This window comes from Tabrizicola sp. (assembly GCF_016793705.1).
Taxonomy (GTDB): domain Bacteria; phylum Pseudomonadota; class Alphaproteobacteria; order Rhodobacterales; family Rhodobacteraceae; genus Tabrizicola.
Map to the genome: position 1 here is coordinate 80,823 of NZ_JAEULO010000041.1, position 17,503 is coordinate 98,325.

Genomic DNA, 17,503 nt, shown 5'->3' on the forward strand with positions numbered 1-17,503 from the left:
TTGCGACGGATCCCGGCAAGCTGCGGAAAAGGAGGAGCCTCTTCATGCGACTGATGCTCATGATCCCGGTCCTTGCGCTGGCGGCCTGCGTGGAGAAGGACAAGGTTCCCAGCGGGGCCGAGGATTTCGCGACCTTCTGTTCCGCCTGTCATGGCGCGGGCGGCAAGGGTGACGGCGGTGCGGCGGCGACGCTGGACCGCAAGCCTGCGGATCTCACGCGACTGTCGGCGCGGAATGGCGGGGTATTTCCCGGGACGCGGGTGATGGCGAAGATCTGGGGCTATACCGGCGGTCGTGACGGCAGCTCGCCCATGCCGCAGTTCGGGCCGCTGTTGCAGGGCGAGCTGGTGCCCTATGACGGGGGCGACGGGATCGGGACGCCCACGCCGGTGCGGCTGGTGCAGATCGCGGAATATCTGAAAAGCCTCCAGGACTAGCGGCGGACCTTCCGCGGGGTGTCTGGGCCAGGACGAGGCGTGGCACGCGCCTTCCCGGCCCGTGCTGCGCCGTCAGCGCCAGCCGAGGGCGGGCGCGACGTGTTTCAGGATGCTCTCGATCACATGGGCGTTGTAGTCGACGCCGAGGGTGTTGGGCACGGTGAGAAGCAGCGTGTCGGCCTCGGCGATGGCGGTATCCTTGCGCAGTTCCTCGATCAGCTGGTCCGGTTCGCCCGCATAGCTGCGGCCAAAGACGGCGCGGGTGTTGTCGATCACGCCGATCTGGTCCTGTTCCGGGCGGCCCTGGCCGAAATACATCCGGTCAAGGTCGCTGGTGATCGGGAAGATCGAGCGGCTGACCGAGGCGCGGGGCTGGCCTGCGTGCCCGGCGGCTTTCCAGGCCTCGCGGTGCTTGCGGATTTGCGTCGTCTGCTGGAGGTGCAGCGGCTCGCCCGATTCATCCCATTTCAGGGTCGAGCTTTGCAGGTGCATGCCCAAAGTGCCCGCCCATTCCGCGGTTGCGTCCGAGGCGGCGCCCCACCAGATGCGGTCGCGCAAGCCCGGCGAATGCGGTTCCAGCCGGAGAAGGCCGGGCGGATTCGGGAACATCGGGCGCGGGTTGGGCTTGGCGAAGCCCTTGCCCTCGAGCAGCCTCAGGAAGGTCAGTGCGTGGTCGCGGGCGAGGTCCTGATCGGTTTCGCCGTCTTTCGGCGCATAGCCGAAGTGGCGCCACCCGTCGATCACCTGCTCGGGGCTGCCGCGCGAGATGCCGAGTTGCAGGCGGCCGCCGGAGATGAGGTCGGCGGAACCGGCATCCTCGACCATGTAGAACGGGTTCTCGTAGCGCATGTCGATGACGCCGGTGCCGATCTCGATCCGCTTCGTCCGGGCGCCGACGGCGGCCAGCAGCGGGAAGGGCGAGCCGAGCTGGCGGGCGAAGTGGTGGACGCGGAAATAGGCGCCATCCGCGCCCAGTTCCTCGGCGGCTTCGGCGAGTTCGATGGATTGGGTGAGCACATCGGCGGCGGAGCGGACGGCAGAGCCGCGCTCGTCGGACCAATGGCCGAAGGAGAGAAAACCGATCTTCTTCATGGCGGGACCTTTCCCGGATACGTTTCGTTGACGGGAAGGTAGGTGCGGCCCGCCACCGGCGCGAGGGGCAGGGGAGGGCCGGATCGCACAAGCTCTCTGCCGGTTTACGCCGGTTCCGCCATCCGCGCGGCCCACATCCGCTGGAAGGCCGGGCGCGACTGGCAGGTTTCCAGCCAGGCTTTCACCGCCGGGAATTCCGCCAGCAAAGTGGGATGTCCCTGGGCATAGCGCAGGCATTCGGCGAGGTTCAGGTCGGCCACGGTGAAGCGGTCGCCCACCAGATACGGATGCGCGGCGAGATGGGCCTGAAGCCGCTTCAGGGGTCGGCGGAGTTTTTCGGCGGCGATGCCGATGGCAGCCTGACCTTCGGGGGTCTTGTCGCCGCCCGCGCCGATGATGGTCTGGATCTCCAGCGCAGGGCCTTCGACGGCGGTGACGGCCAGCAGGGTCCACTGGTCGATCAGCGCCTGTTCCGCCGGGGTCTGCGGCCCAAGGCTTCCGCCACGGGTGCGGGCGATGTGATTGGTGATGGAGAGCGACTCGGTCAGCACCAGGTCGCCCTCGACATAGGCCGGGATCTGGCCCTGCGGGTTCACCGTCAGGAAGCTGCCCGAGGTCGTGTTCAGCGGCGCATCGGGGGCGCTGGCCTGCGGCAGGCGGTAGGCCTGGATCACCGGGACATGGTCGAAGGCCTCGTCCAACTCGTAAAGCAGCCAGATCGGGCGCGAGGCGCGGCTGCGGAAGACGCCGTAGAGGGTGGGCATGGGGGACTCCATCGAAGCTGCAGCCAGCCTATGCGCTGAGGCAGGGAAGCAAAAGGGGGCGTGAAAGCGCCGGGGTCTTGATCGGGATCAAGGCAAAATGCCGCAGGCCGTGCAATGATCCCAGAGTGATGTGCATGGGAGGTGCCCGTATGGAAGACAGCGTGAAGATCGTGAGCCCCGCCGCCGAGGTGCCTGACGCCGCGCCCGGCCCGAAGACCTTTCCGGTGGCGTCAAGCCCGCTGCACCAGGCCTTCGAATCCGGCCGTTACCCCTATGCCCGGCTGATGGGCCGCGCGACCTATGAGGCCGAGAAGGCCAAGTTGCAGGCCGAGCTGCTGAAGGTGCAGATCTGGGCGCAGGAGACCGGGCAGAAGTTCGTCATCCTGATGGAGGGGCGCGATGCGGCGGGCAAGGGCGGCACGATCAAGCGGTTCATGGAGCATCTGAACCCGCGCTATGCCCGGGTCTGCGCGCTGACCAAACCCAGTGACGTGGAGAAGGGCCAGTGGTTCTTCCAGCGCTATATCGCCCATCTGCCGACGGCGGGCGAAATGGTGTTCTACGACCGCAGCTGGTACAACCGCGCGGGGGTGGAGCGGGTGATGGGCTTCTGCACGCCGTCGGAATACCTGGAGTTCATGCGCCAGGCCCCGGAGTTCGAGCGGATGCTGGCCCGGTCGGGGATCAGGCTTTACAAATACTGGTTCAGCGTGACGCGCGAGGAACAGCGGGCGCGGTTCATGGCGCGCGAGACCGACCCGTTGAAGATGTGGAAGCTCTCGCCCATCGACAAGGCCAGCCTCGATCGCTGGGACGACTATACCGAGGCGAAGGAGGCAATGTTCTTCTATACCGACACCGCCGATGCGCCCTGGGTGATCGTCAAGTCGAACGACAAGAAGCGCGCGCGGCTGAACTGCATGCGGCATTTCCTGTCGACGCTGGACTATCCGAACAAGGACCCTGCGGTGGTGGGCAGCCCCGACCCGTTGATTGTGGGCCGCGCGCAGCAGGTGCTGGGCATGGCGCCCGACATCTACGATGCGGCGACCCATCCGGCGATGCAGCGGGGCTGATCGTCTTCGGCAATCGCGCGCCGACAGTCCGGGCGGCGCTTGGCGCGGCCCGTCCCGTGGCACTAGTGTTGTCGGCATCATGCGACCCTTGGCGCTTGTCACCCTGCTGCTCATCCCGGCTCCCGCGCTGGCGCATCCGCATGTCTGGATCGACACCCGGTTCGAGGTGATCCTGAACGACCGGAACGAAGCGACGGCGCTGCGGATCGGCTGGACCTATGACGACCTCTACGCGCTGCTGATCTTCGGGGATCTGTCGCTGGACCCGGATGGTGACGGCATCCTGACCGCCGAGGAAGAGACGCGCCTCAATGGCTTCGACATGAAATGGATCGAGGGGTTCGAGGGCGACACCTATGTCCTGATGGACGGCAAGCCCATCGCCATTTCCGGCCCGCGGGACTGGACGGCGTCCTGGCGGGACGGGAAACTGTCGTCGACCCATTACCGCGATATCCTGACCCCCGTGGCCGTGGGCGAGGTGCCGCTGGTGATCCAGGCCTATGATCCCGGCTATTATGCCGCCCATGTCATCCTTCCGCCCGCCGTGGTGACGGGGGGCACGGGCTGCGTTGCGCAGGTGTTCGAGGCCGATCTCGACGCTGCGGATGCGGCCCTGCAAGCCGCGCTGGAGGAATTCGCGCCGGGGGCCGATGTCGAGGGGCAGTTTCCGGCCGTCGGGGCGAAATTCTCGGACGAGGTGCGGGTGACATGCGGCGCGCCCTGACGCTGGCGGGCCTTGCGGTCGCGCTGATCCTGGCCCTGCTCTGGGCCACGGGGTCGCTGGAGGAGCTTGCGCGGCTGGTGCAGGCGGCGCAGCGGGCCGCGCAGGACCGGCTGGCAGGCGCGATCCGGGCGCTGCGCGCGGGCGAGCCGGGGGCGCTTCTGGCGTTCTGGGGCCTGTGCCTGGGCTATGGCGTGCTGCATGCCTCGGGGCCGGGGCATGGCAAGCTGGTCATCGGCGGCTACGGGCTTGCGCGCCGGGTGCCGGTGGCGCGGCTGGCGGGCCTGGCGCTTTCCGCCAGCCTGGCGCAGGCCGTGGTTGCCATCGCCCTGGTCTATGCGACGCTGGCGGTCTTGGGACTGACCCGCGCGGCGGCGGAAGATGCGGCAAACCGCTGGATGACCCCGACCGGCCACGCGATGATCGCGGGGCTCGGCCTCTGGCTGGTCTGGCGCGGGCTGAGGGGGCTGGGCCGGCAGGTTGCGGGGGGCCGGGCGGGTCCGGAAGCGCCGGATGACGGCGATCACCACCATCATGACCACCAGCATCATGACCATGATGATCACCAACACGGACCGCATTGCACCCATGCCCACGGGCCGACGCTGGCCGAGGTCGAGGCCGTCGGCGGCTGGCGCGATGCGGCCGTGCTGGTTCTGGGCGTCGCGCTTCGGCCCTGTTCCGGGGCGCTCTTCATCCTGATCATCACCTTCCAGCTGGGGATCGCGCTGGCCGGGGTGGTCGGGGCCTTGGTGATGGGCCTCGGCACGGCGCTGATCACCGTCTCGGCGGCGCTGATGGCGGTCTGGGCGCGCGAGGGGGCGCTGTCGGGGCTGGGGCTCGGCAGGTTCGCCAGGGCGCTGCCGATCGTCGAGCTGACGGTCGGCGCGATCATCGCCGTGGCTGCGCTGGGCCTCTTGATCGGCAGCCTCTAGACGCTGCGACGCGGCGGAAGCGGTGGCTTGTGAACGGCGACGGCCCGGCGTAAGCCTGCCGCATGACTATACAACTGTCCAATTCCACCCATGCGAGGGAAACCCTCGTTCTGGGCCTGCCCCTGATCGGGTCGTCACTGGCGCAGATGGCGCTGCATGTGGCCGATACGGTCATGGTCGGCTGGTATGGCGTGGTGCCGCTGGCGGCGGTTGTGCTGGGGGCGTCCTCGTTCTTCATCATCTTCGTGGTGGGCTCGGGCTTCGCCAAGGCGGTGATGCCGATGGTCGCCACCGCGATGGGCCGGGGCGACGAGGTTCAGGTCCGCCGCGACACGCGGATGGGGCTGTGGCTCTCCATCGCCTACGGGATCGTGGTGTTGCCGGTCTTCTGGTGGTCCGAGGCGATCCTGCTGGCGCTGGGCCAGAAGCCCGAAGTCTCGGCCATTGCGCAGGATTACCTGCGGATCGCGGGGTTCGGGCTGGTGCCGGCGCTGTGCGTGACCGTGCTGCAAAGCTATCTTGCCGCGTTGCACCGGACGCAGGTCGTGCTTTGGGTGACGCTGGTCGCGGTGGCGGTGAACGTGGCGGTGAACTGGGCGCTGATCTTCGGCAACTGGGGCTTTCCCGAGATGGGCGCGCGCGGCTCGGCGGTGGCGACGCTGGTGGTGCAGGTGTTCTCGCTGGCGATCCTGGCGGGTTATGCGGGGCTCTTGCCTGAGCTGCGCCGGTTCCACCTGTTCCAGCGCTTCTGGCGGCCGGACTGGCACGCGATGGGGCAGGTCTGGCGGCTGGGGGTGCCGATCGGGCTGACGGGGCTGGCCGAGGGCGGGCTCTTCCAGGCCTCGGCGTTGATGATGGGCTGGATCGGGACGGTGGAACTGGCCGCGCATGGCATTGCGCTGGAGGTCGCGGCGCTGACCTTCATGCTGCATGTCGGGCTGTCCAGCGCGGCGACGATCCGCATCGCCCGCTATGATGGGGCCGGGGACAGGGTGGAGCTCAGGCAGGCGGCGAAGGTCTCGGTGGCGATCTCGTTCGGGGTGGCGCTCTTCTCGGTCGCGCTGTTTCTGTCCTTCGGGCGGCCGATCGTGGCGCTCTTCCTCGACATGACGAAACCGGAAAGCGCGGCGATCCTGAACTATGGCGTGGTGCTGTTGGGGCTGGCCGCGCTGTTCCAGCTGGCCGACGGGATGCAGGTGATGGCACTGGGCCTGCTGCGGGGCGTGAAGGATACGCGGGTGCCGATGGGGCTGGCGGCGGTCAGCTACTGGCTGATCGGCATCCCGTGCAGCTATGTGCTGGCCTTCCCGCTGGGCTTCGGCGGCGTGGGGTTGTGGCTGGGTCTGGTGGTCGGTCTTGCCTGTGCCTCGGCCAGCCTGATGGCGCGCTTCTGGCGGATTGCCGCTCGTCGGTAACTTCGTTCCTCCTTGCTGGCGGTGCCCTTGCGACGAGAAGACGAAGTCGAACGAGGAGCTTTACCGCCACAGATGCGCGAGGCTGGCGAACCGGCCTTGCAGCTTGGACAGTGCGCGGTTCCAGCGGCCGGGGTGGGGGATGTCTTCGCTGGCCAGCCGATCCAGCGCCACCTCGACCGGGCAGGGGCGGCGGCCGACCGGGTCCCAGTAGCGCGGATAGGCGACAAGGGCGGCATGGACCAGTTGCGCGAGGTCGGGGCGGGCGGTGCGGCGGGGAAACACGGGTCCGAGGTCGCGGGTCAGCCCCCAGCCCGCGTAGAAAGGCGCGCCGAGGCAGGTGACGGGGACACGGCGCAGGAGCGCCTCGAAGCCCATGAGCGAGGTCATGGTCCAGACCTCCTGCACCTGGGCCAGAAGCGCTGCCGGATCGACGCCCGGAAGAACCATCTCCGCCAGTCCCGTGGCATCCACCGCGCCGGGGCGCAGGCCCGCCTCGACGTCCGGGTGCGGCTTGTAGAGGATCACCGCGTCGGGGTTCGCGGCCCGCGCGGCCTGCAGCAGCGCAAGGTTCGTCCGCAGCTCCCCCGCGCCGAGGCGGATCGAGGCGTCGTCCTCCACCTGTCCCGGCACGAGGATGCGATGGCCTTCGGGCAGCGGGGGGACTGCGCCGGGAAGGTTGTATTTCGACAGCCCCTCGGCCCGCAGCCGGGCGATCAGCGCCTCGGCCCGGCGGCGCTGGCTGTCGGTGAGCGGCGTCGCGATCAATGCCTCCAGCCGCGAAGGGCGGGTGGGGTCGTAGTAGATGCCTAGGTCATCCGTCACCAGTGACACGGGCGGCACAAGCTCGGCCCCCAGACCGCGCGAGCGCAGGAAGCCGTCCTCGACCCGCAGGCAGGGAGCTTCGGGCTTGAACCCGGCAGGCTCCTTCCCGGCCCAGAGGAGGAGGCCGCGCCCCGTGGCCGCGGCCAGCCGGTCCGCCGCCGCAGGATCGTCGCGGAACCGAAGGGGCGACACGCCGCCGAAGACCGCCTGCAACCGCCCCCGCTTCCAGAGCCGCATTCCGGCGGCGACATGGCCATGCCGATCCTCGCGCCAGGCACGGACCTCGGCCTCCAGCTGGCGGATCACCTCCTCCAGCCCGCACAGCCGGTCGCGGCAGGGATCGTACCACAAGGGCGTCAGCAGCATGGCCCCCACGAACAGCTCCTCGTGCGTCAGGCGGCGGCTGCGGCGGGGCAGGGGCTGTTCGTCCTGGGTCAGTCCCCAGCCGGCATAGAACGGCTGGCCGAAGACATGGGGGCGGTGGCCGTGCAGGACCGCCTCGAACCCCAGTTGCGAGGAGACGGTATAGACCGCCGCCGCCCCCGCCAGCAGCCGGTGTGGCGAGACCGGCGCAGTCAGCAGGGACACCCGGCCCCCGGCGTCGCCTGCGCCGAAATGACCCGCCCGCAGGCCAAGCGCGGTCTCCGGATGGCTGCGAAGCACGATACGCGCCTCGGGGTGATCGCCCTTCGCGCGCTCCAGCATCGCGCGGAAGGTCGCGGCTGAAGCCCCCGAGGCCCGGATCGACGCATCGCCGCGCGTCTGGTCGACGACCAGGACATAGCCGGGCTCGGGGCAGGGCAGGTCGGGGTCGAAATTATTGTATTTGGACAAATCAGCTTCAATCAAAGAATGAATTAACCGGCCAGCCTCATTAAAAATGTTCGAATCATACAAGTCTGCATGACCCAGGACCTGCTCGATCCGGGACGGCGCGCGGCTGTCGAAATGCACCCCCACCGGGTCGACCAGCAGGCCAAGCGGCGCAGCACCCCCCGCCCGCCCCGGCAGGACGGACCGCAGGAAGGCATCCTCCACCCGCACCAGCGGCACCCCGCGCCGGGCGGCTACCGCCTCGCCGCGCCAGGCGGTCGGGCTGGCGCCCCAGACCAGCACGCCATCGCCGGGGCCGGGCAGACCGAAGCGCAGCTCATGCCCGGCCAGCGCCAGCATCCGGTGCAGGCGGCGGTTGCGGAGCAGGGACAGGTTCTGGTGGAAAAGCCGACGGGGAACGCCGGCCAAGCCTTCGTCCCCGCCCGCCACGGCGCGGTCAGTTGCCCGAGTTCGCGGTGTTGGCCAGGTTCGACGCCGCATTTGTCGATCCGGTGATCGCGCCCAGCGTCTTCTGCCACTGCACGAACGGTGCCTCGGTCACATAAAGCGTGTCACCGTCGCGGATCTGGAAATCGCGCGCCTCGAACAGCCCCGTCGGCTCGGTCAGGTTCAGGACATAGATGATGCGCTGGTCGCCGATCAGGTCGGGCCGACCCAGCACGCTGCGGGCGATCCCTTCGGGTTCGTCGCGCAGGATGAAGACGCCCTTCGGATCGGCCGACATGGTCGACAACCCGCCCACTGTCGCGATCGCCTCCAGCGCCGACATGGTCGGCGACACGAAAGGCACCGTGCTTTGCGTCCCCGTCGCCCCCAGAGCGATGAACTTGCGGCTGTCTTCCTCGATCATGATCTTGTCGCCGGGGCGCAGCGCGATGTCGAGCGCGGGGTTCTGGTAGAGGTCGTTCAGCCAGATCTTGCCGGTATGCCCGCCGCGCGTCACCCGCACGATGGCCGTCGCCGGGTCGATGGTGACGCCGCCCGACTTGGCCAGCATGGTGGCCAGAGTCCGGGTCGAGGCGTCGATCGGATAGACGCCATTGGCGCCCGCCTGGCCCGAGATCGACACGGTCGAGCCGTCGCCCGCCTGTCGCACCACGCTGACCTGCGGGTCCGGCGTCTGGTCTTCCAGCTTGCGGGTGATTGCCTGGCGCAGGCCCTCGTTGGTCTGGCCTGCGGCCTTGATGCGCCCGGCATAGGGGATGAAGATGTAGCCCTGCCCGTCGACCTGCACGGTCGAGAGGCCCGAGACGCGCTGCCCGGTGTTGCCCAGCAGCGGGTCGTCCTTCACGTTCTCGTAGACCGTGATGTTGATCGCGTCGCCAGGCGAGATCATGTCCGAGGCGACGACCCCGGCATTGCGGAAGCTTTCGCTGAAGCCGAAGGTCGGTTGCACGGCGGTGGCCCGCGAAACGTCGGGCGTGACGGTCACGATGTAGGCATTGCCCTTCTTGTCGACCGAACCGGACAGGACCTCGCGCTTGTTCGGGCCCGAGCGCGGCAGCCCGCAACCGGCCACCAGCGCAACCGACGTGAAAAGGACAATCGCCCTGACGGCGATGGACGATCTGAAGGTCACTGCCCGGTTCCCGCGTTCTGCCTTGGGTTATTGTTGCGTGAATCTAGCGAAACGCCCAAGGGTTGACCAGCACGACAAGCGCCATTCAGCGCACGAGCCGCAACTGTTGCCGTGGTGCCGCTTTGCCCGAGGTCAGCGCCTGATAGGGATCTTCGGGCGAAAGCATCAGGTCCACCACCTGTCGCAGCAGGGCGCGCCGCCCCCGCGAGGAGTAGAAGCCGCCCACCACCTGCGAGGTTTCCAGGAGGAAATGCCGGTAGTCGCGGTAGGCGCGGGTGTCGGGGCGGGAGGGCGCGGCGAAGAATGCGTCCAGCGGCTGCGATGAGACGAATTCGGGCTGGGCATAGACCGCCGTGCCGAAGGCACGAAGCGGCAGGCCGCGCCACAGCGCCTGCTGCCCGGCGGTGGAATTCACCGTCACGGCCGAGCGCGCCTCGTTCAGAAGCTGCGCCAGCTTGCCGCCGCGCACGAAATGGACGCGGTCCGCAATCCCGTGCTCGCGCGCGAGGCGGCGGATCGTCGGCAACAGCGCCACGCGGCCATCCTCCAGCGGATGCGCCTTGAAGACCAGGTGGTGATGCGGCGGCGCGCCCCTGGCGAAGCCCTGGATCACCAGCGCCAGGAAGTCGGTCATGCTGGCGAAGGGGGAATGGTCGCGGAAGCTCGCGTCATGTTCCAGTTGCAGGATCGCCAAGTGATAGGGGAACCCCCCGCGCCGTATGCGGCGGGTGGCAAGGCGGCGCTCCCAGCGGTGGACGGGCATCAGGAGGAAGCGCTTGAGGTAGAGCAGGAACTCCTGCCCCACGGTCAGGCTGCGATGCGGCCGGAAGTTGCGGTAGGCGCGCAAGCCCAGTGCCACGAAACCGTGGTAGAGCGCGCCCCAGAACATATGCTGGCGCATGTCGCCCCAGGTCGCCGGGACCTCGGGCAGGTCAGGGTCGACCCGCGCCAGCGCCGCGCGCATCTCGGGCAGGGAAAGGTCCATCAGCCGGGAATGCCCGTTCGCCCCGCCGCGTTCGTAGGTGATCCAGTAGGGCCGCAGGTAGCCTTCCTCGAAGACATGCACGGTGATCCCCCGCGCCTTGGCCAGCGCGACGGCCTGGGCATGGATCGGCCTGGTGTCGCCATAGAGCACGAGGTCGGTGATGCCCCGGCTGTCGAGAAGCGTGGCGCAGGTCTCGGGCCAGGCCTCATGGCTGCCCTGGAAGGCGATGTAGCCCGGTCCCGGCCAGAACGCCCGGTCGCCCCGGTTGAAGCCGACGCGCCAGACCTCGGCTCCGGCGGCGCGCAACAGGCGACCAAGCTGGTGGAACCAGGGGCCGTGCGGCCCTTGCAGGAAGAGGAAGCGGCGGGGGGCGTCGGTCACGGGGCGGGCCTTGCGGGGATTTCGGGCAGTCTCACAGGAAAGCGTGGCCCGATCATGGCGCGCGGCGAGGCAGGCTTGCAAGCCCGGGCCGGGCGCTTTACCTCGGAACGAAGCATCAGGAGCACGCCCATGTTCACCGGAATCGTCACCGATGTCGGCCGGATCGTCGAGACGAAGGTCACAGGCGACCTGCGCGCCCGGATCGCCACGCGTTATGACGTGGGCGGCATCGACATCGGGGCCTCCATCGCCTGCGACGGGGTCTGCCTCACGGTGGTGGCGCTGGGGCCGGAGGGTTGGTTCGACGTCGAGATTTCCGCCGAGACGGTGTCGAAGACCAACCTTGGCGGCTGGACCCCCGGCAAGCGCGTCAACCTGGAGCGCGCGCTGAAGGTGGGAGATGAACTGGGCGGACATATCGTCTCGGGCCATGTCGACGGGCTGGCCGAGGTGGTTTCGGTCCGGCACGAGGGCGGCTCGGTCCGCGTGACCTTCCGCGCGCCGGAGGCTTTGGCGAAGTTCATCGCGCCGAAAGGGTCGGTCGCATTGAACGGCACCTCCCTGACGGTGAACGAGGTTTCGGGGGCGGAATTCGGGGTGAACCTGATCCCGCACACCCAGGAGGTGACGACCTGGGGCGAGGTCGCGGTGGGGGACAAGGTGAACCTGGAGGTCGACACCATGGCCCGCTATGTGGCGCGGCTGCGCGAGTATGACTGAGGGCCTGCTTTTGGCTGGCCCCGGAGGGTTTCACACCCTCCGGACCTCCCGTGGGATATTTGTGCAAATGTGAAAGACAATTTGAGTCAAATGCTTCGGAGTTCGTGATGGGCGGGATCGGGCACAACGGCGGGCCTTCGGTCGAGGGCGGAGTCAGCTGGCGGAAGCATTGCTGGCAGGCCGCGCGCGAGCGGCTGTTGCCCACGCTGCCCATCGAGGTGGTCCGGTTGCGGGTGAAACGGGCCAAGGCGCTGGGGCTGGACTACAGGACCTATGCCGGGGTGCGGGCGATGACCGGGCATGACGTGGTGGCGTTCCTGTTTTCCTCCAATGCCTTGCGGGTGTCCTTGATGCGGCCCGCGATGCCTGAGGCGCGGGCCTTGAAGTTGAAGGAAGTGCAATGCGGTCGGTTGGCGCTGGCAGTGGCGCCGCTGACGCCGGGGTTGCTGGAGACCGCCAATCCGGTGGTGCTGGATGCGGTCCATCCTGCCCCTTATGCGCTGGCCGGGTTCGGCGAAGTGCGGGCGGTGCTGCGGCAGGCGCTGGGGAAGGTGCCCTCGGACCGGGTGATCCTGGTGGGCGACCTGGGACTGGAGCGCGACTGGTGCGCGGCGGGGCGGCTGGCGGGCTATCTGCCGGCGGAGCGGTATTTCGGGTGAGGCGCTTGCTGCAGGGAAAGCGCGCGCCGGACCTGATCCGGGGCGGGAGTCGCCCTGCCTCTCTCGCCGCGCAAAATGAAAACGGCGGCCCCTTCGGACCGCCGTTCCGTATTCCATCCGCGAAGGCTCAGGCCGCGCGGCCGACCAGGACGCTGTCCACCTGCTTCGCAGCGCCCGCCTCGTCCACACCCGACACAGCCGCGACTTCGCGGGTCAGGCGTTCCAGCGCGGCTTCGTAGAGCTGGCGCTCGGAATAGGACTGCTCGCGCTGGTCGTCGGTGCGGTGCAGGTCGCGGACCACCTCGGCGATCGACAGGAGGTCGCCCGAGTTGATCTTCTGTTCATATTCCTGCGCGCGGCGCGACCACATGGCCCGCTTGACCTTGGCCTTGCCTTTCAGCGTGTCCAGGGCCTTCGTCACCACGTCGGGGGCCGACAGCGCGCGCATGCCGATGTCCAGCGCCTTGTGGGTGGGGACGCGCAGGGTCATCTTGTCCTTCTCGAAGGAGATGACGAAAAGCTCCAGCTGAATCCCGGCGATCTGCTGTTCTTCGATCGAGATGATCTTGCCCACGCCATGCGCGGGGTAGACCACGAAATCGTTCGGGCGGAATTCAGGCTTCTTCGATTTGGTCATTCACGGTTCCCCAGTAAGGACGCCCCTTCCGCGACAAACACCCCGCGCGCCCTGAACCCCGGTTCAGGCGAGTGGAGCTTGGATTGTCACAAAAGAATTTGGCCCAGGCGGTACGCTCTAAGCCGGTGTCAGGCTTCCATGCTTGCTTTGTAAACGAACAATAACACAAAAGCGCACTGATTCCAACTGCCGCGAAACCGGGCAGTTCAGCACCAACGCCTTGTATTCGCAAGGTTTTGCGCTCCGTAACCGATTCGTGCCACGCTGTGAGGGCGAATCGGGCCGACGGTCAGCCGCCCTCACCCGGGGCCTCGGAGAAGTACTTCTCGCGCTTGCCCGTCTCGCCGTCGCGGTCCTCATAGCCCGGCAGCGGGTCCTTCTTGGTCACGATCACCGGCCATTGCACCGCATATTTGCGGTTGAAGCTGACCCATTCCTCCATGTCCGGCTCGGTATCCGGGCGGATCGCGTCGGCGGGGCATTCCGGTTCGCAGACGCCGCAGTCGATGCATTCATCCGGGTGGATGACCAGCATGTTCTCGCCTTCGTAGAAGCAGTCGACCGGGCAGACCTCGACGCAGTCGGTGTATTTGCAGGCGATGCAGTTGTCGATGACGACATAGGTCATGGCGTGGCTCTGGTGGGATGCGTCTGACTGCCAGTTAGGCCATGCGGGCGGATCATTCAAGCGGGTCCGGTGCCGCAGAGGGTTCAAGATCGAGATAGAGCGCCTGCGCCTCGGTGGCCGGACCCCGACGCAACCCCAGGGCCAGGATGCGCACCACGCGGATGCGGCCTCCCTGCGGAAATGTCAGCGTATCGCCCTCGGTCACGTCGCGCCCGGGGCGGGAGGTGCGGGTCCCGTTCACCCGGACGGAACCCGCTTCGATCACCTCGGCGGCAAGGCCGCGCGACTTGAAGAACCGCGCCTGCCAGAGCCATTTGTCCAGCCGCAGCTTCGGGGCGGCGCCGGGCACAGGCTTGCCCGAAGGCCCGGCCAATCAGACCTTGCCCTTGAGCGCGAGCAGCGCGGCGAAGGGATTGTCCGGGTCGATGGGCTTTTCCGCGCGGGGCGGACGGGCTTCGAACGACTTCTGCCGGTCGTCCCGTTGCGGTTTGCCGCCCTTGTAGTCGCCCTTGGGGCGGTCGCCTTTCGGGCGGTCGCCGCGCGGACGGTCCCCTTTGGGACGCTCGCCCTGCGGGCGGTCGCCGCGGGGCGCGCGGGCCTCGCCCTCCTTCCGTTCGGGCCGGGGGGCACGCTCCGGGCGCGGGCGAGGTTTCGGCGCCCAGGTGAAGGTGTAGAAGGCCTCCATCTCCGGCGCGGCTTCGGCTTCCGGTTCCGCCACGGGGGCGAGGATCGAGACTTCCTCCGGGATCGGCACGCCTGCGGCGATGGCGGCGGCGGCTTCCTCGGAGATTTCGGGAGCCTTTGCCACCTCGGCCTTGACCTTCACCCGTTCGGCCTTCTCGCCCTTGTAGCCGAGGCCCGCCATCAGGTCGGCGAACTGGTCCAGCGTCATGCCGGTGATCGACAGCATGTCGGGCGTCGCCTCGAAACCGGCACGGCTGTCCTTTTGCCGCAGGATATCGGCCAGCCGTTCCAGCATGTCGATGCGGATCGCGCGCGCACCTGCGGGGTGATAGCCCGCCAGCGTGTAATGCTGTTTCGGAACCTCGCCCACGTTAGGGATCGTCACCAGGCCGGGCGGCGGCGATTCGGGGAATTCCTGCAAGCCGTTCCAGAGCGACCACAAGACCAGCCGAAGCCGCGTCGGCGCCGGTTTCAGCAGCGCAGGCAGGAAGATGGTGAACTGGCCGAAGCGCACGCCATGCTTGCGCAAGGCCCCCCGCGCCTCCTGGTCCAGCTCCTTCACCTCGGCGGCCACCGCGTCGCGCGGCAGAACCCCCATCGCTTCCGACAGCCGGAACGCAAACCCCCGGGCGAGGCCGGTCAGTGCCTCATCGCGGCCCATCGCCAGCAACGGCTCAAACTGCGCCGCCACCTTGCGGTCGATGAAATGCTGCAACCGGCGGCGCACCTTTTCGGCCACTTCCGGCCCGGCTTCCTCATCCACGAAGGCTTCGACCGCCGGTTTTGCGGGCTCGGCGCCCTTGACCAGTTTGCCCACCGCATTGCTGCCCCACATCAGGCCGCCCTGTTCGGTGAAGTCCAGCTCGGTGTCCGGCGCGTTGTAGAAGCGGTCGGCGCGCAGGTGGAACTCGGGCTTCAGCGCCTGCAATGCGGCCTGCGCCAGCGTCCGTGCGGCATCCGGGGTCGCCGAGGCGTCCTGCCGGAAGCGGAAGCCCTCCAGCCGCCCGGCGAATTCGCCTTCGACCGTCACTTCGCCCTTGTCGTTCACTTCGGCCACCAGAGCCTCCTTCTGCTTCAACCGGCGGAGGAGGACGCTCGTCCGCCGGTCGACAAATCGTTGCGTCAGTGCCGCGTGAAGCGCGTCCGACAGGCGGTCTTCTACAGCGCGGGTTTCGTCGCGCCAATGGCTTTCGTCTTCGACCCAGTTTTTCCGCTGGGTGACGTAGGTCCAGGTGCGGATATGGGCGAGCCTGCGCGATAAAGCATCGATGTCGCCCTCGGTCCGGTCGATCCGCCTGATCGCCTGCGCCAGCCAGTCCGAGGGGATGCGGCCCCCGCCCAGCCCCCGGCCGACCAGGAACTCGAAAATGCGGGTCAGGAGGGTCGTGTGTTCCACCCCGGAGGAGGAGCGGAAGTCGGGAATCCGGCACACGTCCCAGAGGAGCTGCACCCGCTTCGGTTCGGTCAACTTGTCCTGCACCTCGGGCAGGGCGGCCAGTGCCTTCAGCGACAACAGGTCGTCGGCTTCCCGCGCGCGGGTCAGCCAGTCGTTGTGGGTCGGCTCCTCCAGACTATGGATCAACCGCTCGGCGCTCCCGAAATCCAGCGCCTCGTTGCGCCAGTGCAGCTTCCGGACCGGGGCGAAGCGGTGGGTCTCGATGGCCTCGACCACATCCTCGTCGAAGGGCCGCGCCTCGCCCGTGACCCCAAAGGTCCCGTCCTCGGTATGCCGCCCGGCCCGGCCCGCGATCTGCGCCAGCTCCTGCGGATAAAGCGCCCGCATCCGGCGGCCGTCGAACTTGGCGGTGGCAGAGAAGGCCACATGCTTGATGTCGAGGTTCAGCCCCATGCCGATGGCATCGGTCGCGACCAGATAGTCCACGTCGCCGTTCTGGTACAAGGCGACCTGCGCATTCCGGGTGCGGGGCGACAAGGCCCCCATCACCACCGCGCAGCCACCCTTCTGCCGCCGGATCAGCTCGGCGATCGCATAGACATTCTCGACCGAGAACCCGACGATGGCCGACCGTGGCGGCATCCGGCTGATCTTCTTCGACCCGGCATAGGTCAGCGTCGACATCCGCTCGCGCTTCAGGAAGCTCACATGCGGCACCAGCGCCGCAATCGCCCCCCGCATGGTGTCGGACCCCAGGAACAGCGTCTCGTTCAGCCCCCGCGCGCGCAGAAGCCGGTCGGTGAACACATGCCCCCGGTCGGCATCGGCACAAAGCTGGATCTCGTCCACCGCGACGAAATCCGCACCGATCTCCAGCGGCATCGCTTCCGTGGTGCAGACCCAGTACTGCGTCCGCTCGGGCACGATCCGCTCTTCGCCCGTCACCAGCGCCACGACCGAGGGGCCGACGCGGGCGACGATGCGGTCATAGACCTCGCGTGCAAGCAGCCGCAGCGGTAGGCCGATCACCCCCGTCCGGTGCGCCAGCATCCGGTCGATGGCGTGATGGGTCTTGCCGGTATTCGTCGGCCCAAGGACCGCCGTCACCCGCCGCGTGGCATCCATGGCTTAAAGCTCCTGCCCCTCGGCTTCGGTCTCCAGCCGCTCGACCGCTTCGGCCGCGCCCTGAAGATGGGGATGGATCGCCAGTGCCGCTTTGTAGACCTCCAGCGCCTTCTCCGGCTTGCCGCTTTCCTCCAGAATCATCGCCAGCCCCGAAAGCGCCCCGAAATGCCGGGGGTTCAGCGTCAGGACCTTGCCGATGTCGGCGACCGAGGGGCCGAACTCCCCCGCCATGTAATAGGCCGTCGCCCGCGCATTCCAGGCCTCGGCGAAACCGGGGTCATGGTCGATGATCGCGGTGAAATGCTCGATGGCCGCCGGATAGTCACCCAAGCCGATCGCATCCTTGCCGCGCTGCAACAAGAGGTCCTCGGCTGGTGAGCCCGATTTCGACCATTCAATCCAGATTTCCCGCTCGATCCGGCCTGCCTCCGCCTCGTCCGCGACCTTCAGCCGCTCGAACAGACCATCGAGCTTGGCGGTATCCTCGGCCAGAGCGACCGCGCAAGTCAGGAAAAGCAGCACAAGTGCCGCAACGATACGATTGAGAATGGCGGCTTCACGACCCATAACGTGAAAGTAGCCGATCCGCGCCAGATTGCCAGTGGCGCCC

Annotated in this window: 17 protein-coding genes; 7 read left to right on the forward strand and 10 right to left on the reverse strand. The window is 67.9% G+C overall.

All coding sequences use genetic code 11. The features are described from left to right. Positions 1-44 precede the first annotated feature (44 nt). Positions 45-437, forward strand: coding sequence for a c-type cytochrome (locus JNJ68_RS10555; RefSeq protein WP_294982212.1), 393 nt, complete (start codon positions 45-47; stop codon positions 435-437). Positions 438-509: 72 nt separating this feature from the next. Here the strand turns inward: JNJ68_RS10555 and JNJ68_RS10560 are convergent, their stop codons facing one another. Further along, positions 510-1,529, reverse strand: coding sequence for an LLM class flavin-dependent oxidoreductase (locus JNJ68_RS10560; protein WP_294982214.1), 1,020 nt, complete (start codon positions 1,527-1,529; stop codon positions 510-512). A gap of 104 nt (positions 1,530-1,633) precedes the next feature. After that, on the reverse strand, positions 1,634-2,293 hold the full coding sequence (locus JNJ68_RS10565; RefSeq protein ID WP_294982216.1) for a glutathione S-transferase family protein: 660 nt from the start codon (positions 2,291-2,293) through the stop codon (positions 1,634-1,636). A 149-nt stretch (positions 2,294-2,442) separates the two neighbouring features. Between JNJ68_RS10565 and ppk2 the strand changes: the two genes are divergently transcribed. The 4 genes from ppk2 to JNJ68_RS10585 all read left to right on the forward strand — a co-directional run bounded on the left by ppk2 (position 2,443) and on the right by JNJ68_RS10585 (position 6,443). Beyond that, positions 2,443-3,369, forward strand: coding sequence for a polyphosphate kinase 2 (gene ppk2, locus JNJ68_RS10570; protein ID WP_294982217.1), 927 nt, complete (start codon positions 2,443-2,445; stop codon positions 3,367-3,369). Between the two features lie 79 nt (positions 3,370-3,448). Then, a complete protein-coding gene (locus tag JNJ68_RS10575) occupies positions 3,449-4,096 on the forward strand; it encodes a DUF1007 family protein (protein WP_294982219.1) in 648 nt (215 codons plus the stop codon). Next, positions 4,081-5,028, forward strand: coding sequence for a hypothetical protein (locus JNJ68_RS10580; protein WP_294982221.1), 948 nt, complete (start codon positions 4,081-4,083; stop codon positions 5,026-5,028). The genes JNJ68_RS10575 and JNJ68_RS10580 overlap by 16 nt, the downstream gene beginning before the upstream one ends. Before the next feature lie 62 nt (positions 5,029-5,090). Then, a complete protein-coding gene (locus JNJ68_RS10585; protein ID WP_294982223.1) occupies positions 5,091-6,443 on the forward strand; it encodes an MATE family efflux transporter in 1,353 nt (450 codons plus the stop codon). A 60-nt stretch (positions 6,444-6,503) separates the two neighbouring features. Here the strand turns inward: JNJ68_RS10585 and JNJ68_RS10590 are convergent, their stop codons facing one another. The 3 genes from JNJ68_RS10590 to JNJ68_RS10600 all read right to left on the reverse strand — a co-directional run bounded on the left by JNJ68_RS10590 (position 6,504) and on the right by JNJ68_RS10600 (position 11,044). Beyond that, positions 6,504-8,579: a capsular polysaccharide biosynthesis protein gene (locus JNJ68_RS10590; RefSeq protein WP_294982225.1), complete on the reverse strand. Its 2,076-nt coding sequence runs from the start codon at positions 8,577-8,579 to the stop codon at positions 6,504-6,506. Further along, complete coding sequence (locus JNJ68_RS10595; RefSeq protein ID WP_294982226.1) at positions 8,536-9,678, reverse strand: polysaccharide biosynthesis/export family protein; 1,143 nt, start codon at positions 9,676-9,678, stop codon at positions 8,536-8,538. Before JNJ68_RS10595 ends, JNJ68_RS10590 begins: the two co-directional genes overlap by 44 nt. Positions 9,679-9,763: 85 nt before the next feature. Then, the gene (locus tag JNJ68_RS10600) at positions 9,764-11,044 is read right to left on the reverse strand and encodes a capsular biosynthesis protein (protein ID WP_294982227.1); all 1,281 of its coding nucleotides are present in this window, start codon (positions 11,042-11,044) and stop codon (positions 9,764-9,766) included. A gap of 129 nt (positions 11,045-11,173) precedes the next feature. Here JNJ68_RS10600 and JNJ68_RS10605 point away from each other — a divergent pair, with 129 nt between their 5' ends. Beyond that, positions 11,174-11,764, forward strand: coding sequence for a riboflavin synthase (locus tag JNJ68_RS10605; RefSeq protein ID WP_294982229.1), 591 nt, complete (start codon positions 11,174-11,176; stop codon positions 11,762-11,764). Between the two features lie 107 nt (positions 11,765-11,871). After that, positions 11,872-12,423 (forward strand): hypothetical protein, encoded by a 552-nt coding sequence (locus tag JNJ68_RS10610; RefSeq protein WP_294982231.1) that lies wholly within the window; start codon positions 11,872-11,874, stop codon positions 12,421-12,423. A 127-nt stretch (positions 12,424-12,550) separates the two neighbouring features. Here JNJ68_RS10610 and JNJ68_RS10615 read toward each other — a convergent pair whose 3' ends face one another. The 5 genes from JNJ68_RS10615 to JNJ68_RS10635 form a co-directional block, all read right to left on the reverse strand. Next, a complete protein-coding gene (locus JNJ68_RS10615) occupies positions 12,551-13,060 on the reverse strand; it encodes a CarD family transcriptional regulator (protein ID WP_294982234.1) in 510 nt (169 codons plus the stop codon). A 289-nt stretch (positions 13,061-13,349) separates the two neighbouring features. Beyond that, positions 13,350-13,688 (reverse strand): ferredoxin FdxA, encoded by a 339-nt coding sequence (fdxA, locus tag JNJ68_RS10620; protein ID WP_294982235.1) that lies wholly within the window; start codon positions 13,686-13,688, stop codon positions 13,350-13,352. 52 nt (positions 13,689-13,740) lie between these two features. Then, positions 13,741-14,061 (reverse strand): RNA-binding S4 domain-containing protein, encoded by a 321-nt coding sequence (locus JNJ68_RS10625; RefSeq protein ID WP_294982237.1) that lies wholly within the window; start codon positions 14,059-14,061, stop codon positions 13,741-13,743. Further along, positions 14,062-16,893 (reverse strand): helicase-related protein, encoded by a 2,832-nt coding sequence (locus JNJ68_RS10630; RefSeq protein WP_294982239.1) that lies wholly within the window; start codon positions 16,891-16,893, stop codon positions 14,062-14,064. 3 nt (positions 16,894-16,896) lie between these two features. After that, positions 16,897-17,460 (reverse strand): tetratricopeptide repeat protein, encoded by a 564-nt coding sequence (locus JNJ68_RS10635; RefSeq protein ID WP_294982241.1) that lies wholly within the window; start codon positions 17,458-17,460, stop codon positions 16,897-16,899. Between the last annotated feature and the right edge of the window lie 43 nt (positions 17,461-17,503).